Here is a 20896-nt window from a genome sequence, read left to right on the forward strand (position 1 = left end):
GGTCGAAGTCCTGTTGAGCAAGGTATTGGCGGTATTCATTGCAATCACCTCGGCACGTTCATGTGCGCTGCTGGCAAACAGTCTAGCCAGCTTTGATCAACCCGAGAGTTGCATTGCCAGCCAGCCTATTGACCGTGTGAGTCATTGCGCAAAAATGTCAGGACAAGGCGACCAACAGCACTGCTCAGCCGCGCAGGGCAGCAGCAAACCCGGCCAACCAGGGTTCGGCATCGGTCTCCGGGGTAACGGTCTCACTGGCATCCAGGCGCAGCATCGGCTGCACTTCCTTCAGGCCCATCTCGGCAAACAATTCGCGCAATTGTTCACCGCCAGCACAGAAGGTATCGCCGTAGCTCGAATCGCCCAGACCGATCACGGCACCTGGCAATCCACGCCAAATTGCCGGCAAGGCATCGCGGATTTCACAGAACAGCGGCATCAGGTTGTCTGGCAATTCGCCCATGCCGGTGGTCGACGTCACGGCCAGAAAAGCCTCTGGGGCAAAACCTTGCAGGTCTTGAAGGGTCGCCCGGCCAGCATGCCAAGCCTCAAAACCAGCGGCTTTGAGCAACGACTCGGCGTGGCGAGCAACTTCGTCGGCAGTACCATAGACCGAACCGGAAAGGATGGCGACTTTCATAGTAGATTCCGAAACTGAGTAAAAACGTAGGATACTAACACCGCAGGCTGGCAAATGGCCCCACGCCAAAGGTGTAGGGCTACGCGCAATCTTCTAGAATCAGCCATCCTGTCAGGTCGTTCTTCCCATTTTGCAGGCCCTTGTCCATGATCAACGCCAAACTGCTGCAACGCATGATTGACGCCTCCACAGACGGCATTGTGGTCGCGGAACAGGAAGGCGACGACACCATCCTGATCTACGTAAACGCCGCCTTCGAGCGTATCACCGGCTATAGCGCCAACGACGTGCTCTACCGCGACTGCCGTTTCCTGCAACAGAACGAGCGCGACCAACCGGCACGCGCACGTATCCGCCAAGCCATCAAGGAAGGCCGCCCCTGCCGAGAAATCCTGCACAACTTCCGCAAGGATGGCACCGCCTTCTGGAACGAACTGTCGATCACGCCCGTCTACAATGAAGCCGATCAGCTGAAGTACTTCATTGGCATTCAGAACGATGTCAGCCGCCAGGTGGAAGCCGAACAGCGTGCGGCACAGCTGGAGCAGCAACTGGCCGAGGCCTTGGCCCGCATCAAGGTACTGGAAAGCGACCAACGGTCGTAAACAAAGCGGGCAGATTGTTGTCCATCAATTTACCGCCTCGTAGACCGATCAAGATTTCCGGGTTTGACCATGCAAACAGACGCCCTACTCACCCAGGATGAGCTGGACTTCATTCAGAACATGCAACATTCGCCGCAGTTCGATGTGGCGGATGCGACCGCCAGCCTGCTGCTCAACAGCGACAGCCAACTCAAGAACCTGCTGACCCGCCTGATCGCCCACGAACAGGTCACCCTGCAAGCGCAGTTCGAAAACCACCAGATGAGTTTTCCCCTGCAACTGGTCGAAGACGAGTTCCACGCCACGCACCTGCAAGTGGGCGCGCCGAGCATCTACGAAGACGGGCCGATGGTACGCCCCTGGCGCCTGACCCTGGACACGCCGGTTGCGCTGGAAGACGACATGGGCCTGAGCACGGATCTATGGGTACGGGAGATATCGTTCAAAGGGGTACTGCTTGAAGTGCGCCAGCCAGAGCCACCTGCGCGATTCTCGCTGTGGTTCAACCCCGGGAACGCAGAGGCACCCATTGCACTTGAGGGCACCCTGCAACGGCGTGCGGCTGACGGCCTTGCAGCCTATCGCCTGAGCCAGCGCCATTCTGCCGAGACCGAGCGCCTGCGCGAGTACATTCTGCAACAACACCGCCGCGCGCATCCGGATGTGCACGCGGCCTGAAGGCCGCACCTTCAGGTATCGAGGTGCCCCGCCAGGTACTGCTGCAGCCGCCTGCGCATCAACCGCCCTTCACTGCCCAGACACGCCACCTGCGAGCCGATCAACAGGTCTTGGGCGAGGTCTGCGGCTTCGCCGGCGAACAACAGCGGGCACTCCAGGCCCAATGCCAGGCGCGCCAGACGCTTGGGCAGATCAGCCGCCGGTGGATGATTGGAAAACAACACCAGGGCATGAGGCTTGATGCGCTCGCACACCAGGCTCAACTCCTCCAGCGGTTGCCCCAGCGACAGCACGCTCACGGCGACCTCGCTGCTGCCTAGCAACAACGCGGCCACCAACAGCTCCAGCTCACGGCATTGCCCGGGGATTGCCGCCAGCACGACATGGAGCTCTTGCTGCTCACGCGCCAACTGCAAACGTTGCAAGGCGCGGGCCCGCAGGAAACCGTCGAGGAACAGCCACTCGCTAAGCTGGCCAAACACCTCCTGGGCCGTACGCAGTTCCTGCCACACGGGCATCAGAATGTCCTGGAACACCACCACCAGCGGATAACTGGCAAACACCTGCCCATACACTTGCTCAAGCTGGCGCTCATCGAACGAGCGGACCGCTTGGCGCAACTGAACCTGCCACTGCGCCCAATCGCTCTGCACGCCTTGTGGTGGTACCTGCAGCGTCTGTGCCTTGATGACCTGGCTCTTGGCAAGCAGGCTACCAACCTTGCTCACCGCCACACCGCGTTCGATCCAGCCGAGGATATTACGGACCTCGTCAATATCGGCCTGGGAATACAGCCGATGCCCACTTTCGGTGCGTGTTGGCTGGATCAACCCATAACGGCGCTCCCAGGCACGCAACGTCACCGGGTTGATACCGGTTAATCGGGACACCTCACGGATAGGAAACAGCTCCTCGTGATCGAGGGCAGTGGAGCTCAGGGAGGGATGAGCGGATTCAGTCATCGCCGGGACAGCCGCATTTTCAGAAGGTGGAGGCCATTCTACTCCGCTATTGCCGCCAAGGCACAAGACCGATCTGAACCCACCCGGCGTAGATCAGCACTGACGCGCCAGCCCATTTACGGAATAATCCTTGCTTGTGTTCAAACGCTGCCCACCACCCCGGGCAGCGTTCCATGGGCGCGGCTACCCGCCGCCTCCATAAAGCCAGGAGATACACGATGTCTACCCCACCCGTTACCTTGATGGTGGCGCGCCGCGTTGCCAATGGCCGCTACCAGGACCTGATCGCCTGGTTACGTGAAGGCGAACAACTGGCCACCGACTTTCCCGGTTATCTGGGTTCGGGCGTGCTGGCCCCGCCGCCACAAGACGATGAATTCCAGATCATCTTTCGCTTTGCCGACGAAAAAACCCTGCATGCCTGGGAGCACTCGGCCTCACGCACGGCATGGCTCGCCCGTGGCAACGGCCTGTTTCAACAACCGTCGGAACACCGTGTCAGTGGTATCGACGGCTGGTTTGGCAGCAATGCCGCACAGCGCCCACCCCGCTGGAAACAAGCCGTGGCGATCTGGCTGGCGTTCTTCCCGGTATCGCTGGCCTTCAACCTGCTGTTCGGCCACTGGCTCGCCGAGCTGAGCCTGCTGCCGCGCGTGCTGCTCAGCACCCTGGCCCTGACGCCGATGATGGTCTACGTCTTCATCCCACTGTCGACCCGTTGCCTGGCCGGTTGGCTCAACGCCAGCAGCACACACCCCGCCGCGCCCACGGCACCCACACTGGAAAGCCGCTAGCCGGCTCAGGGCGCGTGCAACACTGCGCAGTTCGGGTATGCTGGGCACTAACCCTGCGAACACGTAAGAAAAGTTGACCGCCCTTACATGAACAGCCCAATTCTAGTCACCGGAGCCAGCCAACGTGTTGGCCTGGCACTGGCTCTGAGGCTTGCGCAAGCCGGCCATACCGTCGTCAGCGCCAGCCGTAGCAAGAGCCCAGAGGCCGCGCACCCGAACATCATCCAGTTCCAGGCCGACCTGTGCGACGAGCAAGATCGCCTGGCGCTGATCCAGTTCCTGCAAGACAACTTCGACGGCTTGCGCGCTATCATCCACAACGCCTCGCTGTGGCTGGACGACAGCCTGGCCAACCTCAATACCATGTTCAAGTTGCATGTAGAGGCGCCCTACCACCTCAACCTGGCCCTGGGCGAACACCTGCTGAAGCTGGACAAGTCAGACATCATCCATATCTGCGATGAAACCTCCTCGCGCGGCAGCAAAAGCCATATTGGCTATGCCGCAACCAAGGCGGCGCTGCAGAACATGGTGCTGTCCTTTGCAGAAAAGTACGCACCGCGCGTACGCGTCAACGCGATCCTTCCGGGCTTGCTGATCCTCAAGGAAAACAGCGACGAAGAGTACCGCCAGCAAACCCTGAAAAAGGCCCTGCTGGAGTTCGAGCCCGGGGCTCAACCGTTGATCGACGCGGTGCTCTTCCTGCTGGAGAGCCAGTACAGCACGGGCAGCAGCGTGGTGATCAACGGTGGTCGCCACCTGAAAAAAGCCGTATCGCGGTAAACTGACCCACTGCGCCACACCTTCACGAGACTAGCCATGACGCCTCAAGAGCAACTCGAACTCGAAGCGGCGGCCTTTCGCCGCTTGGTCGAACACCTGCGCAAGCGTACCGACGTGCAGAACATCGACCTGATGAACCTCTCCGGCTTCTGCCGTAACTGCCTGTCCAAGTGGTACAAGGCTGCTGCCGACGAGCGCCAGATCGACCTCAGCCTGGATGACGCCCGCGAAGTGGTGTACGGCATGCCTTATGCCGAGTGGAAAAGCCAATACCAGAAAGAAGCCAGCCCAGAACAACAGGCGGCGTTTGCCAAAGGAAAACCCCATGACTGACCTGACCACCCTGCGCGCCAGCCTCAACAGCGGCGAACACGTCTTTGCCGACACCCTGGCGTTCATCGCGGCGGGCTACGACTACCAGCCACAGGCGTTCAACAATGGCGGCGTCGAAAACGCAGCCGGGCAGAACGAAGGCTCGTGCAAAACCCTGGGCCTGGCCCTGCTGGAAGGCCTGAGCGACCAGGAAGCGCTGCTGGCGTTCGGCGAACACTACCGCAGCGTAGTGGCTACACCACAAGGCACCGACCACGCCAACACTCGTGCCCTGATCGAGCATGGCCTGGCGGGCGTGAAATTCAGCGCACAGCCGCTGAAGCGCAAAGCCTGACCCAAACGGCATAGCCCACAGGGATATGCGCAGAACACTGCATTTCCTGTAGGAGCAGGCTTGCCTGCGATGGCCCCGGCGCGGTGCCAGTGGATACGCGGCGCCCGCATCGCGGGCAAGCCCGGCTCCTACAATCCCTGTTGGAGCTGGCTTGCCTGCGATGGCCCCGGCGCGGTGCCAGTGGCTGCGCGGCGCCTGCATCGCGGGCAAGCCCGGCTCCTACAATCCCTGTTGGAGCTGGCTTGCCTACGATGGCGTCAGCGGGGTGCCAGTGGCTGAGCGGCGCCCGCATCGCGGGCAAGCCCGGCTCCTACAATCCCTGTTGGAGCAGGCTTGCCTGCGATGGCCCCGGCGCGGTGCCAGTGGATACGAGGCGCCTGCATCGCGGGCAAGCCCGGCTCCTACAATCCCTGTTGGAGCTGGCTTGCCTGCGATGGCGTCAGCGCGGTGCCAGTGGCTGCGCGGCGCCTGCATCGCGGGCAAGCCCGGCTCCTACAATCCCTGTTGGAGCTGGCTTGCCTGCGATGGCGTCAGCGCGGTGCCAGTGGCTGAGCGGCGTCTGCATCGCGGGCAAGCCCGGCTCCTACAATCCCTGTTGGAGCTGGCTTGCCTACGATGGCGTCAGCGGGGTACCAGTGGCTGCGCGGCGTCTGCATCGCGGGCAAGCCCGGCTCCTACAATCCCTGTTGGAGCAGGCTTGCCTGCGATGGCGTCGGCGCGGTGCCAGTGGATACGCGGCGTCTGCATCGCGGGCAAGCCCAGCTCCTACAATCCCTGTTGGAGCTGGCTTGCCTGCGATGGCGTCAGCGGGGTGCCAGTGGCTGAGCGGCGTCTGTATCGCGGGCAAGCCCGGCTCCTACAGGCTGCATGTTCTGTTGGAGCTGGCTTGCCTGCGATGGCGTCGGCGGGGGGCCAGTGGCTGCGCGGGGTCTGCATCGCGGGCAAGCCCGGCTCCTACAATCCCTGTTGGAGCTGGCTTGCCTGCGATGGCGTCAGCGGGGGGCCAGTGGCTGAGCGGCGTCTGTATCGCGGGCAAGCCCGGCTCCTACAGGCTGCATGTCAGGCGTAGGGCGGGACCACCCGCCCCGGTGCGCACGCGGTCAGTTCGCCACGCTTCAACCACCCCAACGCAATCGGCCATAAACGCCCTTCGTAGCGGCTACGAAAAAACGCAAAATGCCCTACCTGCGCCTCGTCGATATCTTCAGGGGCAATACGCAGGTGCACCCGTGGGCTGGCCTTGAAATACGCCAGCAAACGCTCAATCGCCGGTACGGTACCAAACGGATCATCGCTCAGGCTGATGGCCAGGGTTTTCGCCGTTACCCGGGCAAAGTGCAACTCGGCCAACGCCTGACCACTGGGCCGCGTTTCATAGCGCGCACTGGATCGGCTCCAGTCACGCACCACGCCAGCCGGCGTGTCTTCCAGCCAGCCCAGCCGCTTGCCCGGAAAATAGCCACACAACCGTGTCAGCAACGGCATCAACACATGCCATTTGCACACCAGTTGCCAACGGCTGGCCGCCGCGTAATCACGCCAGTAGGCAAATTGCGCCCCCACCGTGACCAAATGCCGAATCACCGCCGACGAAGGCGCCAGCCCCGCGGCACACCCACCAAAACTGTGGCCGATGACATCAATGGGCTGACCGGGAAACACACGCATCGCCCGCTGCAGCATCGCCTCGAAATCCAGTACGCCCCAGTCGGACCAGGACGCCTGAAACCCGCGCATCGACGCCGGCCGCGACTCACCGATGCCCCGGTAGTCGTAGACGATCACATCGAAGCCATTGGCAAACAGGTACTCGGCGAAACGGAAGTAGAACCGGCAGCGTACCGAGGTAGCCGCGTTGATGATGACCACCGCCCGCGCGGTATCGGCCTTGCCATGACGCCAAGTAAAACCGCCGAGGCTGAAACCATCGGCGGCCTGCTCACGAAACGCCTCGCCTGAGGCACCGGCAACCGGCGCCGGGTGCTGCTGAAGGATGATCGACATGCGCCCCCCTTTTTATAGTGGGGTCAACGCTAGCACCTTTACGGCGGGTTGAGCGTGCCGATCAGGGCATCCACCACGGCTTTGGCGCTGTCGAGGCTATGGTGCACCAGCCAGGCGCTGTCTCCGGCCAGCACCTGCTCACCCATGGCAGCGGCATACACCGCCGCTCGCGCGGGGGCCAGCAAATCGGAAATGCTGCTCAGCGCATCGCCTATCGGTACACCGTCAACCACGCAGAACAGCGCGCGCTGCTGGTGTGCATCGCCCGTGCAATGGAACACCACACCTTGTGCGGTCGTAATCGGAGGGGAATCGGAGGTGTGCATAGGAACTCCTTGATTAGAGGTGAACCTAACGTTCTCGACCGGCCAAGGTCGGTCACGGGATTGACCGTGACCGCGCAACCATACCGGCGGCCCCCGGTGCACGCAACAGCAAAGCGTGGCTCTGTGCGTGAAAGCGCTTCACCTGCGCGCGGGCACTAGTTGTGGTAGGTCATCCACCAGGTTTCGCGGCACGTCGAATTGAAGGTCATGTGTGCGGGCGCAACCGTAAACTGGTCGACCGGGCACTCCAGCACTTCATAGATGATCCAGCACTCGGGGCAGGTGTCCGCACTGACCGGCAAGCGGTCTTGTTCAAGGGTGCGCCGAATGACCACACCGTTGGTAAACGTCGCAGTCAGGGTGTCTTCCCTGACCTCAAGCCCTTCGTCCACGGTGCTGTTTGAGCTGACGGTATAGTCGCGAACACACACCGTACTTTCTGCGCCGTGCAGCGCGCGAACATACAGTGCCAAGTGCTGCGTTGCCTCTTTCATGCGATATGCCACCTGGGTAATGCAGGGAATATTGACCCGCACCGCACCTGTTAACAGGCGCGGGCGCTGCCCAGAATGAGCGCGCACAGTGCATGGGTACAAGCACAGATTGCAAAAATGCTCAGCCAACTTAGACAAAAAGCCACGGCCAAGCGAGGGTGAAATGCCGTATGATAATGCCGCCCAAATGCAAATATCGGTTCGTTTTAGATGAGTGGCAAGTCGCTTTTCAAGATTGACCTTCGTGGTTTAATACTGCTTCTCGCGATTGCGACTGCACTTATTACGCTAGGCAACGCGCTCTATTCAAGTTATCGCGTTCAGCGCCAGCAGTTGATCGACAACACACTCGAATCAAACCGTATTTATGCGGCGAAACTGGCTGCCAGTACCGATCAATTCCTGCATTCGGCCCAACAACAACTCGCCTACAGCGCGCGCATGATGAGCAAGCCGGACGGGCTTGGCCAAGCACTAGACGAAGTTGAACGCCTGAAATCCCAGACCGACAGTTTCAACTCGGTAACCGTTGCCGATGCCACGGGGAAAGTTGTAGCCATATCACCTGAAACGATTCAGATCGTGGGAAGTACACTTACTTCGGTGAATGCTCAGCGCGCACTGACTGAACAGAAGCCCTTTATCAGCCAACCCTTCGTCTCGTTCGCCGGCAACTTGGTGGTGTTCATTTCCCATCCGATTTTTTCCGACCAAGGCGTCTACCTCGGGTTTATCGGCGGCACTATTTACCTCAAGCAAAAGAGCATGCTGCACAGCCTGCTGGGCAGCCACTTCTACACCGACAGGGCGGCCTCAAGGAGCAAGTGCAACACCTGATGTAAGGTGTTGCCATGTCTACCCAATACAGTCACCTGAGTACCGAGGAGCGCGTCACCATCATGGTGATGCTATTTCAACGGCAGACGCTACGAACTATTGCTGCGTTGCTAGGGCGTCACCCCAGCACCATTAGTCGAGAGATCAAGCGCAACCCCCAGCAGCCCCACTATGACGCCATCAAAGCCACAAGTAGGGCACAACAGCTTCGACATATGCCTCGTCGTCAACGGCGTTTATCTCCAGACTCTGAGCTGTTTCAAGTGGTCGTCGAAATGCTCCGCATTGGCTGGTCACCACAACAAATTGCCCGCAGACTACACGCTATCTGGCCTGACCAACCCGAGCGACATGTGAGCCACGAAACTATCTACCTCGCCATCTATGCCTACCCACGCGGAGAGCTGAAACGTCAGCTGATCAGTTATCTACGTCAAGCAGACGGCAAGCGTCCTAAGCGAACACAGAGCAATGTGCGTCGAGAGCGCTATCCTGCACAACTGAGTATTCACCTACGCCCTCCCGAAGTTGCAGATCGTCTGGTACCTGGGCATTGGGAGAGTGATCTGATTATGGGGGCCAATAATCGCTCAGCCGTCGCCACAATGGTCGAACGCACAAGCCGATATGTAATCCTCGCCAAACTTGAAGCCCCCACCGCTGAAGCGGCGGCGGAAGCCATTGTGAGGGAGATGTCGCGGATGGCCCCATCACTACTAAAAACCATGACACATGATCAAGGTAGCGAAATGGCCCGCCATGCCGAAATCACGGCGCGAACGGGGATGAAAATTTATTTCGCCGATCCACATTCGCCTTGGCAACGCGGTAGTAATGAAAATACGAACGGATTGTTGCGTCAGTATCTCCCGAAAGGCACAGATCTCTCTCTAGTGACGCAGGCGCGACTGGATGAAATAGCTGATTTGCTCAATACCCGCCCTCGGCAGACACTGGGCTGGAAGTTTCCAGTTGAGGTGCTAGTAGATTATCTTCAGCTCTCAGCGACCAATAAGCTTACAACGATAAATTGACCGCTAAGAACAAACCCTCCCCCAGCTTGGCTAGCCTGCTGGATGCCCCATAAGGAGGGCGGCTATCGTGCCATTTCAGGCCGCTACATCGTCGATGCTGGGGGGGTTCTGTATAGCCATTGTTTAAGCGATGCCGGGGGGGTTGTGTATAGCCGCAGTTTCAGCGACCGAGGAGGAGATTTTGGGCAGGGGCTTGGCGAAGAAAATCGTGCTTAGTCGGGATGGCTCAGTTCGCTCAGACGCCAAACGATCGCGATGCTTCGGAGGCGGCATCTCGTTCAATTTCGGAATTAGCGCGCTCCGATTTTTTAACTAGCTGTTGCACTTGCTCCTTGAGGCCGCCCAGCTCCTACATTTACGTCGTCGATGAAAACCGCAAGCTGCTCTACCACCCCGACCCCAATCGGATCGGCGAGGCCGTCGGCCCCAACACGGTGATTGATGCCGTGATTCGTGGCGAAAGCGGAAAAAGCCAGGTCATCAACACCGCCGATGTCGAGATGCTGGCCGGCTACGCGCCCATTACCTCGGCGCATTGGGGCATCGTTTCTCAGCAGCCGATCGAGACATCGCTGCTGGCGTTGAACACGCTGATGATCAACATGCTCAAGGGCATTCTGCCGGTTGGCCTGCTGGGAATGCTTGCCATCTGGTGGCTGGCACGGCTGATCTCGACGCCGCTGGGGCAACTGGCCGACTGCGCCAAGAACATGGACAGCCCGGAAGCGCAGGGCAAGATCCGCGCGGTAAAATCCTGGTACTTCGAGTCAACCCAGATCAAGCGCGCCTTGCTGTTAGGCATCTCCTTGCTGCAAAGCAAGATCGGCAAGTTGAACAAGGACGCGCAAACCGACCCGCTGACGGGCCTGCTCAACCGGCGGGCCATGGCCCAAGTACTGGAAACCTACCGCAGCGAGCAGACCGCCTTCTCCGTCGTGGTGCTCGACATCGATCACTTCAAGCGGGTCAACGACACCCATGGCCATGACACCGGCGACAAGGTCCTGGTGCAGCTCTCGAAAATCATGCAGAAGTATTCGCGCGAAGCGGACAGCGTATGCCGCGTGGGTGGCGAAGAGTTTTTGATCCTGCTGCCTGGCACCTCACTTGAAGCCGCCGGCAACTTTGCCGAGCGCCTGCGCGTGGCCGTTGAACAAGCGCCCATGGCGCTTGTTGGGCACATCACGATTTCCCTGGGGGTCGCCCACTGGCCGGACGACGCCAAAGAACTCTCCGAAACCCTGAAGCTGGCGGACGACCGGATGTACCAGGCCAAGCAGTTGGGCCGCAACCGCGTGGTCGCGAGTGCCGTTGAGGGCACCGTTCAGTCATGCGTGCCGCAGTAACTGCACGACCACCCCGGCCAGCCCACACGCCATCAGTACCGGTATCACGCCGCGCTTGAAGCGGAACAGTGCAATTGCGGCCGACACGGCGATCAACGCCGATACCCCATCGAACGCACCGCTGAAGCCTTTGGGCCAGAGCACGTGATAACCGAAGAACAGCGCCAGGTTGAGGATCACCCCGACGACAGCCGCGGTGATGGCGGTTAACGGTGCGGTGAACTTCAGCACGTTGTGCGTCGACTCCACCAGCGGGCCACCCGCCAGAATGAACAGAAACGACGGCAGGAAGGTGAACCAGGTGACCAGGCACGCGGCAACCGCGCCGGCCAGGAACAGGTGCTCGCCCCCCAGCGCCTGCTGCAGGTAAGCGCCCACAAAGGCGACAAAAGCCACCACCATGATCAACGGCCCGGGGGTGGTCTCACCCAGCGCCAGGCCATCGATCATCTGCGTTGGGCTCAACCAGCCATAGTGGCCGACCGCGCCTTGATAAACGTAGGGCAGCACCGCGTAGGCACCACCAAAGGTCAGCAGTGCAGCCTTGGTGAAAAACCAGCCCATCTGGGTCAAGGTACCGCCCCAGCCAAACAGCGCCGTCAACACCCCCATTGGCACTACCCACAGCACCGCGCCAACAACCAACAGTTGCGCCAGACGCGACCAGCGGAAACGTGCATGTGCGGGTGTAGGGGTTTCATCGTCGATCAGCGCGGGGCCATAGGCGGCCCGGCTTGCAGCATGCCCACCGGCGTTACTGAACCTGGCCGGCGCAAAACGACCGCCCAGGTAACCCAACACAGCGGCGCCCAGCACAATCAACGGGAACGGCACATTGAGGGCGAATATCGCGACAAAGGACGCCGCAGCAATCGCCCACAGCCAGCTGTTTTTCAGTGCCCGTGAGCCAATACGGTGAGCCGCCTGGATCACGATGGCGGTCACGGCAGGCTTGATGCCATAGAACAACCCGGCCACCACCGGCACGTCACCAAAGGCGATGTAGACCCAGGACAGGCCAATCAAGATAAACAGCGACGGCAGCACGAACAGTACGCCGGCAATCACCCCGCCCCAGGTTCGGTGCATCAGCCAGCCGATGTAGGTGGCCAGTTGCTGAGCTTCGGGGCCGGGCAGCAACATGCAGTAGTTCAGGGCATGCAGGAACCGACGCTCGGAAATCCAGCGTCGCTGCTCGACCAACTCCTGGTGCATGATCGCGATCTGCCCGGCCGGGCCGCCGAAGCTGATAAAGCCCATCTTGAGCCAAAACACGAAGGCGTGCCAAAAACTCACCGGCGGCGGTACGGCTAGGGTGTCGGCAGCCTTCGGGGCGATGTGCGTCATACTGAGGATCCCTGATTGCCCGTATTAAGGCCCGGTAAAGGTATTCATTCGGGTGAGGCCGTATGATGAACGCTTGAACCGCTCAAGTGGAAGGCTCCCCCCGAATGAACGTGAGTGTTTTGTACGCGCTGGCCGCAGCGGCCCTGTTTGGCGCCAGCACACCACTGGCCAAGTTTCTGGGCGTGGGCCTTTCTCCTGTGCTGTTGGCCGGGCTGTTGTACCTGGGTAGCGGCCTGGGCCTGACCCTCGTGCGGTGCATTCGAGACCGAGGCTGGCGCAGCAGCGGCCTGACAGCCCCTGAATGGCCGTGGCTGCTCGCCGCCATCGCATTCGGCGGCGTACTTGGGCCGATTGCGCTGATGTACGGCCTGACACGTACCTCAGGGGCGACCGCCTCCCTGATGCTCAATCTGGAGTCTGTACTGACCGCCCTGCTGGCCTGGGTCGTGTTCAAGGAGAACGCTGATCGTCGAATCGTGCTCGGCATGATCGTCATCGTTCTGGGGGGTTGTGTACTCTCCTGGCCTCAGGAAAGCACATCGGCCCATGACTGGACCGGCCCGCTGGCCGTGGCGTTCGCCTGCCTATGCTGGGCCATTGATAACAACCTGACGCGCAAAGTCTCAGCGTCCGACGCCGTGTTCATCGCAGGCCTCAAAGGCTTGAGCGCAGGTGTGGTGAACTGCGCGCTGGCATTGGCTATCGGCGCCCAACTGCCGGCAATCAGCACACTGCTGCCTACCTTGCTGGTGGGGTTCCTTGGCTATGGCGTCAGCCTGGTATTGTTCGTACTGGCCCTGCGTGGGCTCGGCAGCGCACGTACCGGCGCCTATTTCTCAACCGCGCCCTTTCTGGGCGCGGCCCTCTCGATCCTGATGCTTGGGGAGTCGGTGTCATGGCTGTTCTGGATCGCCGCCGCGCTGATGGCGCTGGGTGTCTGGATACACCTGACCGAGAACCACGCACACGAGCATCAACATGAACCGCTGGTGCACAGCCATCGACATACCCATGACGAGCATCACCAACATGAACACGACTTCGAATGGGATGGCACTGAACCCCACAACCACCTGCACCACCACGCACCGATCCGACACAGCCACCCGCACTTTCCCGATATCCATCACCGGCACAAACATTGAGGGTGTGCCTGGTTGTTGATGGGGTCGTCTGGGGTGCGAGGATCGGCGTACCCCCGACACTCGATACCTGAGAGACTAAAGCGCCGGGCAAGCTCGCCCAAGATCACACCATGGACCGGATGCTACATGCGCAAGTCAGATCGACTGTTTCAGGTGGTCAACCTGATACGAGTGCATCAACCCATTACCGCAGACGCGTTGGCCGAGCGCATTGGCGTCTCAGCCCGCACGATTTATCGGTACATCGATGACCTGTCTGTCAGTGGCATTCCCCTCTATGGGGTTGCTGGCGTGGGGTACTCACTGCGTGAAGGCTTTGAACTGCCGCCTCTGACCCTCACCCGCACTGAACTCGATGCGCTGATGCTTGGCGTTGAGATGCTCTCCACTGCCGCGGGTACTGAACTCGCCACCTCTGCCAGGACGCTTCTGAGCAAAATCACCGCGGCGTTGCCATCGGCCGATGTACCGCCCTCGCTCTCCAGCATTCGGGCGCTGCGCGTCAGGCCCGCCACAGCGCACCAGCGCCACCTGGATGAACTGAACCGGGCTATTCAACAAGCGAGCGCGGTACGTTTTTCCTATGTCAGCCTGAACGAGGCAACTTCGGACCGGACGGTGTTTCCCTTGGGGCTGTTCTATTGGGGAGGCAAGTGGACGGTGGGCACCTGGTGCGTGTCCAGGCAGGCCTACCGAGACTTCCGGATCGACCGGATGCACAACCTGCAGATCATGACGGACGGTCAAAAGCTTGGGGCAGAATGGAACCTGCGCGCCTACATGCAGTTCCAGTCCGCGCAATGGGCGGCACATCCTGCGATGAAGCACTGACAGTACGCTGTCAGTAGGCCTGCGTGACACTGGTCGCTCTTCTTACTGCACCTGGAGAGCACCCTATGACACAGAACAGCCATGTACTTGAACTCGCGATCTTTACCGTCAAGGAAGGTTTTGAACAGCAGATGCCCGAGCTTCGAGTAGTGCTTCGCGAAGCCCTGAAGCACTTTGATGGCTTGATTGAATACACCGGCTACTGCCCTGCCCCTCAAGGCCGAGTTTTCGTCGACCTTGCCAAGTGGGACAGCCTTGAGAGCGCACACGCCGTTGCACAGGCCTTCGAACGCGGAGACGCCAGATTCGCACCGTATGCCCACGCCATTGAAGCGATTACCTTCATGGGGCACTTTTATCCGGAGTGATCGCCTCTTCTCACATTGGCATCTAAGGCGCACCATTACGCAGCAATAGGCGGATTTCCGCCATCATAGTTCTGGAAAGTGGCGTGTTTCCTCCATTCAAGTGCCGGGAACACCGCCCCAACAACCGTAACATCTGCATTACAACCTTCGGGTACAGGTCTTGCAAAATGTGAACAGTAAAAGACCAGACAACGACTCACGGGATCAGACCATGCAAAAAACCTGTCACCATGAGCTGCGCAATGCCTTTCGTGCCCTGCTTGCCAGCCATGCCTGTTACCACACTGCCTCAGTGTTCGACCCGTTGTCGGCGCGTATCGCCGCCGACCTCGGTTTTGAAGTCGGCATCCTCGGCGGCTCGGTCGCGTCCCTGCAAGTGCTCGCCGCCCCGGACATCGCCCTGATCACCCTCAGCGAGTTTGCCGAACAAGCCACACGCATCGGCCGTGTGGCCCGCCTGCCCGTGATCGCCGACGCCGACCACGGCTACGGCAATGCCCTCAATGCCATGCGTACCGTCATCGAACTGGAGCGCTCCGGCGTCGCCGCACTGACCCTTGAAGACACCCTGCTGCCAGCCCAATTCGGCCGCAAGTCCTACGACCTGATCAGCGTCGAGGAAGGCGTCGGCAAGCTGCGCGCCGCCCTGGAAGTACGCGACGACAGCGCCCTGGCAATCATCGCCCGCACCCATGCCGGCGTGCAGCCGCTGACCGACGTCATCCACCGCACCCGCGCCTATCAGGACGCAGGCGCCGATGGCATCTGCCTGGTCGGTGTGAAGGACTTTGAACACCTGGAGGCCATCGCAGAAGGCCTGAGCGTGCCACTGATGCTGGTCACCTACGGCAACCCGGAACTGCGTGACGACAGCCGCCTGGCCAAACTGGGCGTGCGCATCGTGGTAGACGGCCATGCCGCCTACTTCGCGGCAATCAAAGCCACCTACGACAGCCTTCGCGAGCAGCGCGGCATCCCTGTCGAAAACGCGCTCAATGCCTCGGAACTGGTAACCAAGTACACCGCCCCGAACGACTACATCGCGTGGGCGCGGGAATACATGAATGTGAAGGAGTAACGCGCCAGCTTGGGGGGCGAGATTCGATCCAAGCCCGCCACGAAAAAATCGTCGCCGCGCTTATGGCAGCGCTTTAAACAAGCGCAGCCTGGGCCAGGCACTGAAACACTAAGCGGTATGAGGTCGTGGGAGCGATGCGATCATTTGATCAAAAGCCTCTAGCGCATACCTTCCATCAAGGCTTTTCAAGGCCGGCATTTCTGAAGGAAAACCGAATTGCACCCGGCCTGGAAGTACCTTTTCGATGGCTGAGTACCAGTTCAAAAGAGCGGTTTGGAGACGCACGTGTAGCTCGAATTTACGCCGTCGGCGGGTAGTGTCTGCGTTGGCTCGTTCGCGCGCGAGCTGCGGATCGATGCTGCCAACAATGTAATAGTCAGCGAAGCCAATCCGCCTTTGGGCTACCGTTTCTCGTGTAGCCGCCAACTCCAATCGCCAGTCGTGTTCGCTGGCCTCGCCGATCTGCCAGAGGCTCCAAATGTAGTGGAGCTTGAGGGGGTCGCTGTCACACAAAGCCCACGAAGACATTTCTTCCGTAGCGAGCGCTGCCTGCCAGCGATCTACGTTTCGCTCTGCCCAGAACGCTGCGGCTCCGACGGGGTCTTGCAGTCGATTTGGCTCGTCCTTGAAACGTCCATTTTCAGGAACGACATGTTGCCCTCCATGCTTTGCGCACCAGGTGGTTTTCCCGCTAGCGCTGATACCGTCGACAACTACGATCATCGTTCTGACTACTCCGCAAAATTCATCCTGCTCCTGCAAGCCTACAGGCATCCGAGTGGCTTGTGCCGGCATCCCTTCATGCAGTGTTTCGCACTTGCGGGCGCGCAAGGCTGGGCACACACCATGTATTGGCTTTGCAGGGCTGGGTAGATGACTTAGCCGTATGGACACCGATCCGGAGACCAGCAGAAACAACAAAGCCCGCACTGGGCGGGCTTTGTTGGGTGTTTCGTGCCCTGTGGGGCTGATCGAAACGGCTGAATGGTGCGGAGACAGACGGACGGTTGTTGGCCGTGAGGGCCCGGTTTGCGCGGAGCTGGAATTTGGTGGATTTTTTGATGTACCCCATAGGGTATCTAGAAAAAAATCAGCTGGTTATGGCGTTCAGTGGAATCGAATCGGGACTTGCAGAGGATCCAGTGAGAGCTTCACACACCCGCTTCAAATGTTAGGCTCTGTACGAAAGCCATTGAACCTTCCTGAAAGCCGCCGGAACCCCGACGTTCCGTAGCGTTCTCGCCTTCAGGCTAAGGGCTCTACTATGCTAAGGCCAAGCGTTACGAACTTTCTGACGAGCACTGGGACATGGCCGCTGACCTCTTTACAACACATCAGCGTACTGGGCGTCCAAGGGTTGACGATAGGTAACGGCATCGAGGGAGTCAGTCGCATGCGAGCGCGCAATATGACTTCATAAATGCGAAGACAAAATCGTATCAATATAAAAATTTTAAATTTATTTATAATTATTTCTTGCGCAATATTCTTTATCTCTAAAGTGAAGCTCAGTCTATCTCTCGGTTGCGGACCGTTTTGAGAAAGTCACTAGCACGATAACGATAGACCGCTTAAGAGATCCCGCACGTGCCTCAAAGCCGTCCTTATGATGCCGGACCTGTGGAGGTATAAACTCCACAGGTACTTACTGAGAGGTGCTGACTGGTATCTTGTAACTATCAATAGCTCGGCTTTAAAAGCTCATCAGTCCAATTATCGCAAAACTTAGTAACCTGCCATGATTCGAGACTCACGACAGACTGATTAGATGTGGTTACTGCTCTTACTGAGATTATAGAGTCTATTTTATTTGCTTCAATTGGCATATCATTTTTCCACAAATTCCTAGCATTTATGTAAAAATAAAGCGAATCTTGGGGGCGATGAAGAATATCCAGCGCCTCAGCAATCCACTTGGACGCAAATCCTAAGTTGTGACGATTAAAGAAAGAATTTTTATCAGCATTGAGCGCCCTATAAGATTTGGCAATGAACATTAGCCCCTCATTCTGGCGATTCAGATGCAATAGGCACCTTCCGATGTTTCCGTATGTTGAAGACATACCGGACGTGCATTCTGTGGCCAACAAAGTCTCTATATTTTTTCCATCACAAAAATAATCCATAGCCTCCTGGACGTTTTTAGGATCTTTCGAGTCTCGTAGAGCCAAATTGAATCTATTTTTCCCTTGCCTAGTATCAGTAACTTCAAGATAGTCGATTAGATCAGAAGCACTCCTTCCTTGTTTGATGGCCTCATCATAATTCCCTTCGACCCAATATCGATGCGAAAGAGCTGACTTAGCTAAAATCATGCTTGCATCAGGCTCTGTAAATACAGTTAAAAATTTGTCAATGTAAATATCGAACATTTCAAAGCTACCAAAGTCTACCATCCTGGTAAACGCTTCATCAATGAAATCGAGAAAACCGTGCATACTTGATATTTTATATATTGTCCAAATTTCCTTGCCGAGAATTTGATTTGCAAGTCGCAAATACTCCTCACAATAACCGGATATATGGAATGAGTCGCCAGTGGTCCTCAATTCATTGACAGCTTCTTGAAGCTTGTTGCTGTCGATTAGCACCTCAATTTTTTTGATAATTTTCTCAAGATCATCATGACTCAGAACCATTCCAAATTTATTTTTTAGTAAGATGATAAATCCGTCTAAATAACCAACGTACAGCGAAATATAGCTCTCCTGGTCTTCTTTTCCATAATTTGAATTTATGAACTCTCGCACGAGCGGGTGCAACTCTAGCTGACCAGAGCTTTTGGTTATAATCAAATTTAAGGACTTTAACGATTTGAGTGCTCTTGTGTACTGATTGTAATTTATCTTCTTCGCCATTATCTTGGCTAAGTCATCTTCTGTTTCTGAGATATTTGAGATAGATAATGTGCGAAGTACAACCTTTTCTCGTTCCTTCAAACTGGTCCAAACGTTTTCAAGAATTGTCTCGGAGACAAGAGTTGAAATATTTACTCCTTCATTTATTTGGCGCTGACTTATTTTAGCAACAAGAATTTTGATCTGCCGAATATCAGTTCTAGACTGCGCGAGGATGAGCCCCATCCACAAAGGATGTCCATTAGTAGCTTGGTGCAACTTACTAGAAACGTCGTCAAGCTCGTTCTGGTCAATACTGAAATGATATTTTTTTATGAGATCCCTTGCATCATTGAGCTCTAGCCCCTCAAGTTTTACTTGGTAAAATCCCATTGTGGCATGATGAATGAACGGACGACAGGTGAAAATAAACTTTGAATTATGGGTATTTTTCAGGGCTTTATTAAAAAAGACACCCATGTCGCCTGAGGGTATAAACTTATGCAGATCAATATATTTATCTATATTATCAAAAACAAAAACTCCTTTTTGAGCGCCAAGCTCCCTGAAGAATAGGTCGATCAGGTGTTCTGTTTCCAGACCAGCAACCTGCTTGACCCTGACTTTCCCTCCTGAGACCAGTTCAATCATCTGATAAAGCTTGCTTTGCAAGTTTAGTTCTTCTTCCTTGAAATCCCGCCAATCAATAAATTGGTATTCAGGCGATGAACAGGCACTGAGAAACTTTGAAGCCAGTGCGGACTTGCCCTGACCTCCGATTCCTGTGATAAAACATACTTTATAAGGCGGCTCCAATGATCTGAGCTCTTCTATTCGCCCAGTCCAATGTTCAACTTGTGGCGGAGTATCCTGCCCTAAGTGAATAGGTATGCCCGCCTCAGGCAAGATATTAAGTGCTGCGCGAGTTTCAGCCGAATCCAATGTACTATACGTAGCATCCTGACCTTTAAGGCTGGATAGTTGATCCAGAATAACGGGAAGGTCGTCGTGATTCTTTATTTTTATTAACTCGACAAAATCGTGATCAATCTGTGAAGTACTGACTACGTAATGCTCTCTACCCAGCCCCTTGTAAACTGTGCTTAGATTCTCAAACAGTTCTAAAACGTAATTATCGCTGAGACTGAAGCCCAAAAACAGACAAGAATTTGAAGACACTATTTTCTCAAACTGGAATTTTGCCAGTTCGTTATCTTCACCATATAGACGCTCATAATCCGATGTAAATATCACAGCATTGTCAATTGACGTACACGAGCCGTGAATTTTTAATATATACTCATGTGCGCCATCTGTTTTCTGTAGATTATAAGGACTTGAAGTATCAATGGCAGGGATTTTCGTATTGAACTCTAAAAGAGTATCGTAATTCGTGGTTATAATTTTCTTGCTTATTCTTGCAATTTTGTCATAGATGTCGCAATGAAAATTCTGTGAGGTTTCTTCCTCGAAATGCTTGTACACCTCTCGCCTATGATCTTTCTTAATTTTGTCTAGTGCTTCTAAAGGGGTAATAATTTCATCTTCTAGCGCTGATATAAAACCATTACCTTTGCGTATAGCTGGATTGGAAAGAGTTTTTTTGACAATTTCATACCAAGATGGCATCCCTGATATTTTAGATATCCCTGCCCCAACGAAAATAACAAGCTGGTTGTCTTTAATGGCTTGTTTTAGATTATGTGGGATTTCGTAAACTTCGATTTTAGACATAGAAAATCGCTTTCTGCAGAGGGTTCGTTTCGAATCCTACAACGAATGGTGGCCCATTGCTACTCCCTGTCGTGATGATGATCCAATGTGTAGTAGTGGCCTAAGTTTTCATCCTAGCCTTAAAAAATGTTGTCATAGACATCGCTGCAAACAGGCCAATATCGCCATGTTGGCAATTGACATAACTTTTTCACAGCTTGCTCTTTCAGATAGTCGAACAGTTGCAAGATTACGTCATATCTTCGGTACCTAAGCTTGTCGAATGGCCGCGGAAACAGGTTTAGGCTTACGCTTCATAATCCGGTAGGAAATCACAGGATGCATTCGACATCAGTCGCAGTACAGGCACAGAGATTCCGGGTTTCAACCTTTGTCAGCTACCCAGC

Annotated in this window: 21 protein-coding genes and 1 pseudogene; 14 read left to right on the top strand and 8 right to left on the bottom strand. The window is 56.6% G+C overall.

Features of this window, described 5'->3' with window-relative positions:
• Nucleotides 1-184: 184 nt before the first annotated feature.
• Nucleotides 185-640 (bottom strand): flavodoxin, encoded by a 456-nt coding sequence (locus tag CS390_RS20425; RefSeq protein ID WP_099775761.1) that lies wholly within the window; start codon nt 638-640, stop codon nt 185-187.
• 146 nt (nt 641-786) lie between these two features.
• Here CS390_RS20425 and CS390_RS20430 point away from each other — a divergent pair, with 146 nt between their 5' ends.
• Both CS390_RS20430 and CS390_RS20435 read left to right on the top strand, forming a co-directional pair.
• Complete coding sequence (locus tag CS390_RS20430; protein WP_099775762.1) at nt 787-1245, top strand: PAS domain S-box protein; 459 nt, start codon at nt 787-789, stop codon at nt 1243-1245.
• Nucleotides 1246-1314: 69 nt separating this feature from the next.
• Nucleotides 1315-1923 carry a hypothetical protein gene (locus tag CS390_RS20435; protein ID WP_099776782.1) on the top strand — a complete coding sequence of 203 codons (609 nt, stop codon included), beginning with the start codon at nt 1315-1317 and terminating at the stop codon, nt 1921-1923.
• Between the two features lie 11 nt (nt 1924-1934).
• Here the strand turns inward: CS390_RS20435 and CS390_RS20440 are convergent, their stop codons facing one another.
• A complete protein-coding gene (locus CS390_RS20440) occupies nt 1935-2885 on the bottom strand; it encodes a MerR family transcriptional regulator (RefSeq protein ID WP_099775763.1) in 951 nt (316 codons plus the stop codon).
• A gap of 218 nt (nt 2886-3103) precedes the next feature.
• Between CS390_RS20440 and CS390_RS20445 the strand changes: the two genes are divergently transcribed.
• The 4 genes from CS390_RS20445 to CS390_RS20460 all read left to right on the top strand — a co-directional run bounded on the left by CS390_RS20445 (nt 3104) and on the right by CS390_RS20460 (nt 5129).
• Nucleotides 3104-3679, top strand: a complete 576-nt coding sequence (locus tag CS390_RS20445) for an antibiotic biosynthesis monooxygenase (RefSeq protein WP_099775764.1) — start codon at nt 3104-3106, stop codon at nt 3677-3679.
• 87 nt (nt 3680-3766) lie between these two features.
• Complete coding sequence (gene folM, locus CS390_RS20450) at nt 3767-4462, top strand: dihydromonapterin reductase (protein ID WP_099775765.1); 696 nt, start codon at nt 3767-3769, stop codon at nt 4460-4462.
• 36 nt (nt 4463-4498) lie between these two features.
• The gene (locus CS390_RS20455) at nt 4499-4795 is read left to right on the top strand and encodes a DUF1244 domain-containing protein (protein WP_099775766.1); all 297 of its coding nucleotides are present in this window, start codon (nt 4499-4501) and stop codon (nt 4793-4795) included.
• Nucleotides 4788-5129, top strand: coding sequence for a HopJ type III effector protein (locus CS390_RS20460; RefSeq protein ID WP_099775767.1), 342 nt, complete (start codon nt 4788-4790; stop codon nt 5127-5129). The genes CS390_RS20455 and CS390_RS20460 overlap by 8 nt, the downstream gene beginning before the upstream one ends.
• 1059 nt (nt 5130-6188) lie before the next feature.
• Here CS390_RS20460 and CS390_RS20465 read toward each other — a convergent pair.
• The 3 genes from CS390_RS20465 to CS390_RS20475 form a co-directional block, all read right to left on the bottom strand.
• Complete coding sequence (locus tag CS390_RS20465) at nt 6189-7133, bottom strand: alpha/beta fold hydrolase (protein WP_099775768.1); 945 nt, start codon at nt 7131-7133, stop codon at nt 6189-6191.
• A gap of 38 nt (nt 7134-7171) precedes the next feature.
• Nucleotides 7172-7459, bottom strand: coding sequence for a DUF3077 domain-containing protein (locus CS390_RS20470; protein WP_099775769.1), 288 nt, complete (start codon nt 7457-7459; stop codon nt 7172-7174).
• A gap of 155 nt (nt 7460-7614) precedes the next feature.
• Nucleotides 7615-7953: a hypothetical protein gene (locus tag CS390_RS20475; protein WP_065758808.1), complete on the bottom strand. Its 339-nt coding sequence runs from the start codon at nt 7951-7953 to the stop codon at nt 7615-7617.
• 210 nt (nt 7954-8163) lie between these two features.
• Here CS390_RS20475 and CS390_RS20480 point away from each other — a divergent pair, with 210 nt between their 5' ends.
• The 3 genes from CS390_RS20480 (at nt 8164) to CS390_RS20490 (ending at nt 11170) form a co-directional block, all read left to right on the top strand.
• Entirely contained in the window at nt 8164-8790 is a 627-nt protein-coding gene (locus CS390_RS20480) for a PDC sensor domain-containing protein (protein ID WP_099775770.1), read from the top strand.
• Between the two features lie 14 nt (nt 8791-8804).
• Complete coding sequence (locus tag CS390_RS20485; RefSeq protein ID WP_099775771.1) at nt 8805-9824, top strand: IS30 family transposase; 1020 nt, start codon at nt 8805-8807, stop codon at nt 9822-9824.
• Nucleotides 9825-10156: 332 nt separating this feature from the next.
• Nucleotides 10157-11170: a diguanylate cyclase gene (locus CS390_RS20490; RefSeq protein ID WP_157767161.1), complete on the top strand. Its 1014-nt coding sequence runs from the start codon at nt 10157-10159 to the stop codon at nt 11168-11170.
• Here the strand turns inward: CS390_RS20490 and chrA are convergent.
• The gene (gene chrA, locus CS390_RS20495; RefSeq protein WP_099775773.1) at nt 11153-12517 is read right to left on the bottom strand and encodes a chromate efflux transporter; all 1365 of its coding nucleotides are present in this window, start codon (nt 12515-12517) and stop codon (nt 11153-11155) included. The two genes, CS390_RS20490 and chrA, sit on opposite strands and share 18 nt — an antisense overlap.
• A gap of 104 nt (nt 12518-12621) precedes the next feature.
• Here chrA and CS390_RS20500 point away from each other — a divergent pair, with 104 nt between their 5' ends.
• The 4 genes from CS390_RS20500 (at nt 12622) to CS390_RS20515 (ending at nt 15939) form a co-directional block, all read left to right on the top strand.
• Nucleotides 12622-13662, top strand: a complete 1041-nt coding sequence (locus tag CS390_RS20500; RefSeq protein ID WP_099775774.1) for a DMT family transporter — start codon at nt 12622-12624, stop codon at nt 13660-13662.
• Between the two features lie 126 nt (nt 13663-13788).
• Complete coding sequence (locus CS390_RS20505; RefSeq protein ID WP_256587522.1) at nt 13789-14493, top strand: YafY family protein; 705 nt, start codon at nt 13789-13791, stop codon at nt 14491-14493.
• 65 nt (nt 14494-14558) lie between these two features.
• Complete coding sequence (locus tag CS390_RS20510; RefSeq protein ID WP_099775775.1) at nt 14559-14861, top strand: hypothetical protein; 303 nt, start codon at nt 14559-14561, stop codon at nt 14859-14861.
• 211 nt (nt 14862-15072) lie between these two features.
• Nucleotides 15073-15939 (top strand): oxaloacetate decarboxylase, encoded by an 867-nt coding sequence (locus tag CS390_RS20515; RefSeq protein ID WP_065758814.1) that lies wholly within the window; start codon nt 15073-15075, stop codon nt 15937-15939.
• Nucleotides 15940-16047: 108 nt separating this feature from the next.
• Here CS390_RS20515 and CS390_RS20520 read toward each other — a convergent pair whose 3' ends face one another.
• The gene (locus CS390_RS20520) at nt 16048-16662 is read right to left on the bottom strand and encodes a hypothetical protein (protein WP_099775776.1); all 615 of its coding nucleotides are present in this window, start codon (nt 16660-16662) and stop codon (nt 16048-16050) included.
• A gap of 549 nt (nt 16663-17211) precedes the next feature.
• Here CS390_RS20520 and CS390_RS25010 point away from each other — a divergent pair.
• Nucleotides 17212-17307: pseudogene (locus CS390_RS25010) on the top strand (IS5/IS1182 family transposase); the annotation flags it as partial.
• A 311-nt stretch (nt 17308-17618) separates the two neighbouring features.
• On the opposite strand, the gene CS390_RS20525 reads toward CS390_RS25010, so the two are convergent.
• On the bottom strand, nt 17619-20510 hold the full coding sequence (locus CS390_RS20525) for an SIR2 family protein (RefSeq protein WP_099775777.1): 2892 nt from the start codon (nt 20508-20510) through the stop codon (nt 17619-17621).
• Between the last annotated feature and the right edge of the window lie 386 nt (nt 20511-20896).

The organism is Pseudomonas sp. HLS-6 (assembly GCF_002753995.1).
Classification (GTDB): Bacteria; Pseudomonadota; Gammaproteobacteria; order Pseudomonadales; family Pseudomonadaceae; genus Aquipseudomonas; species Aquipseudomonas defluvii.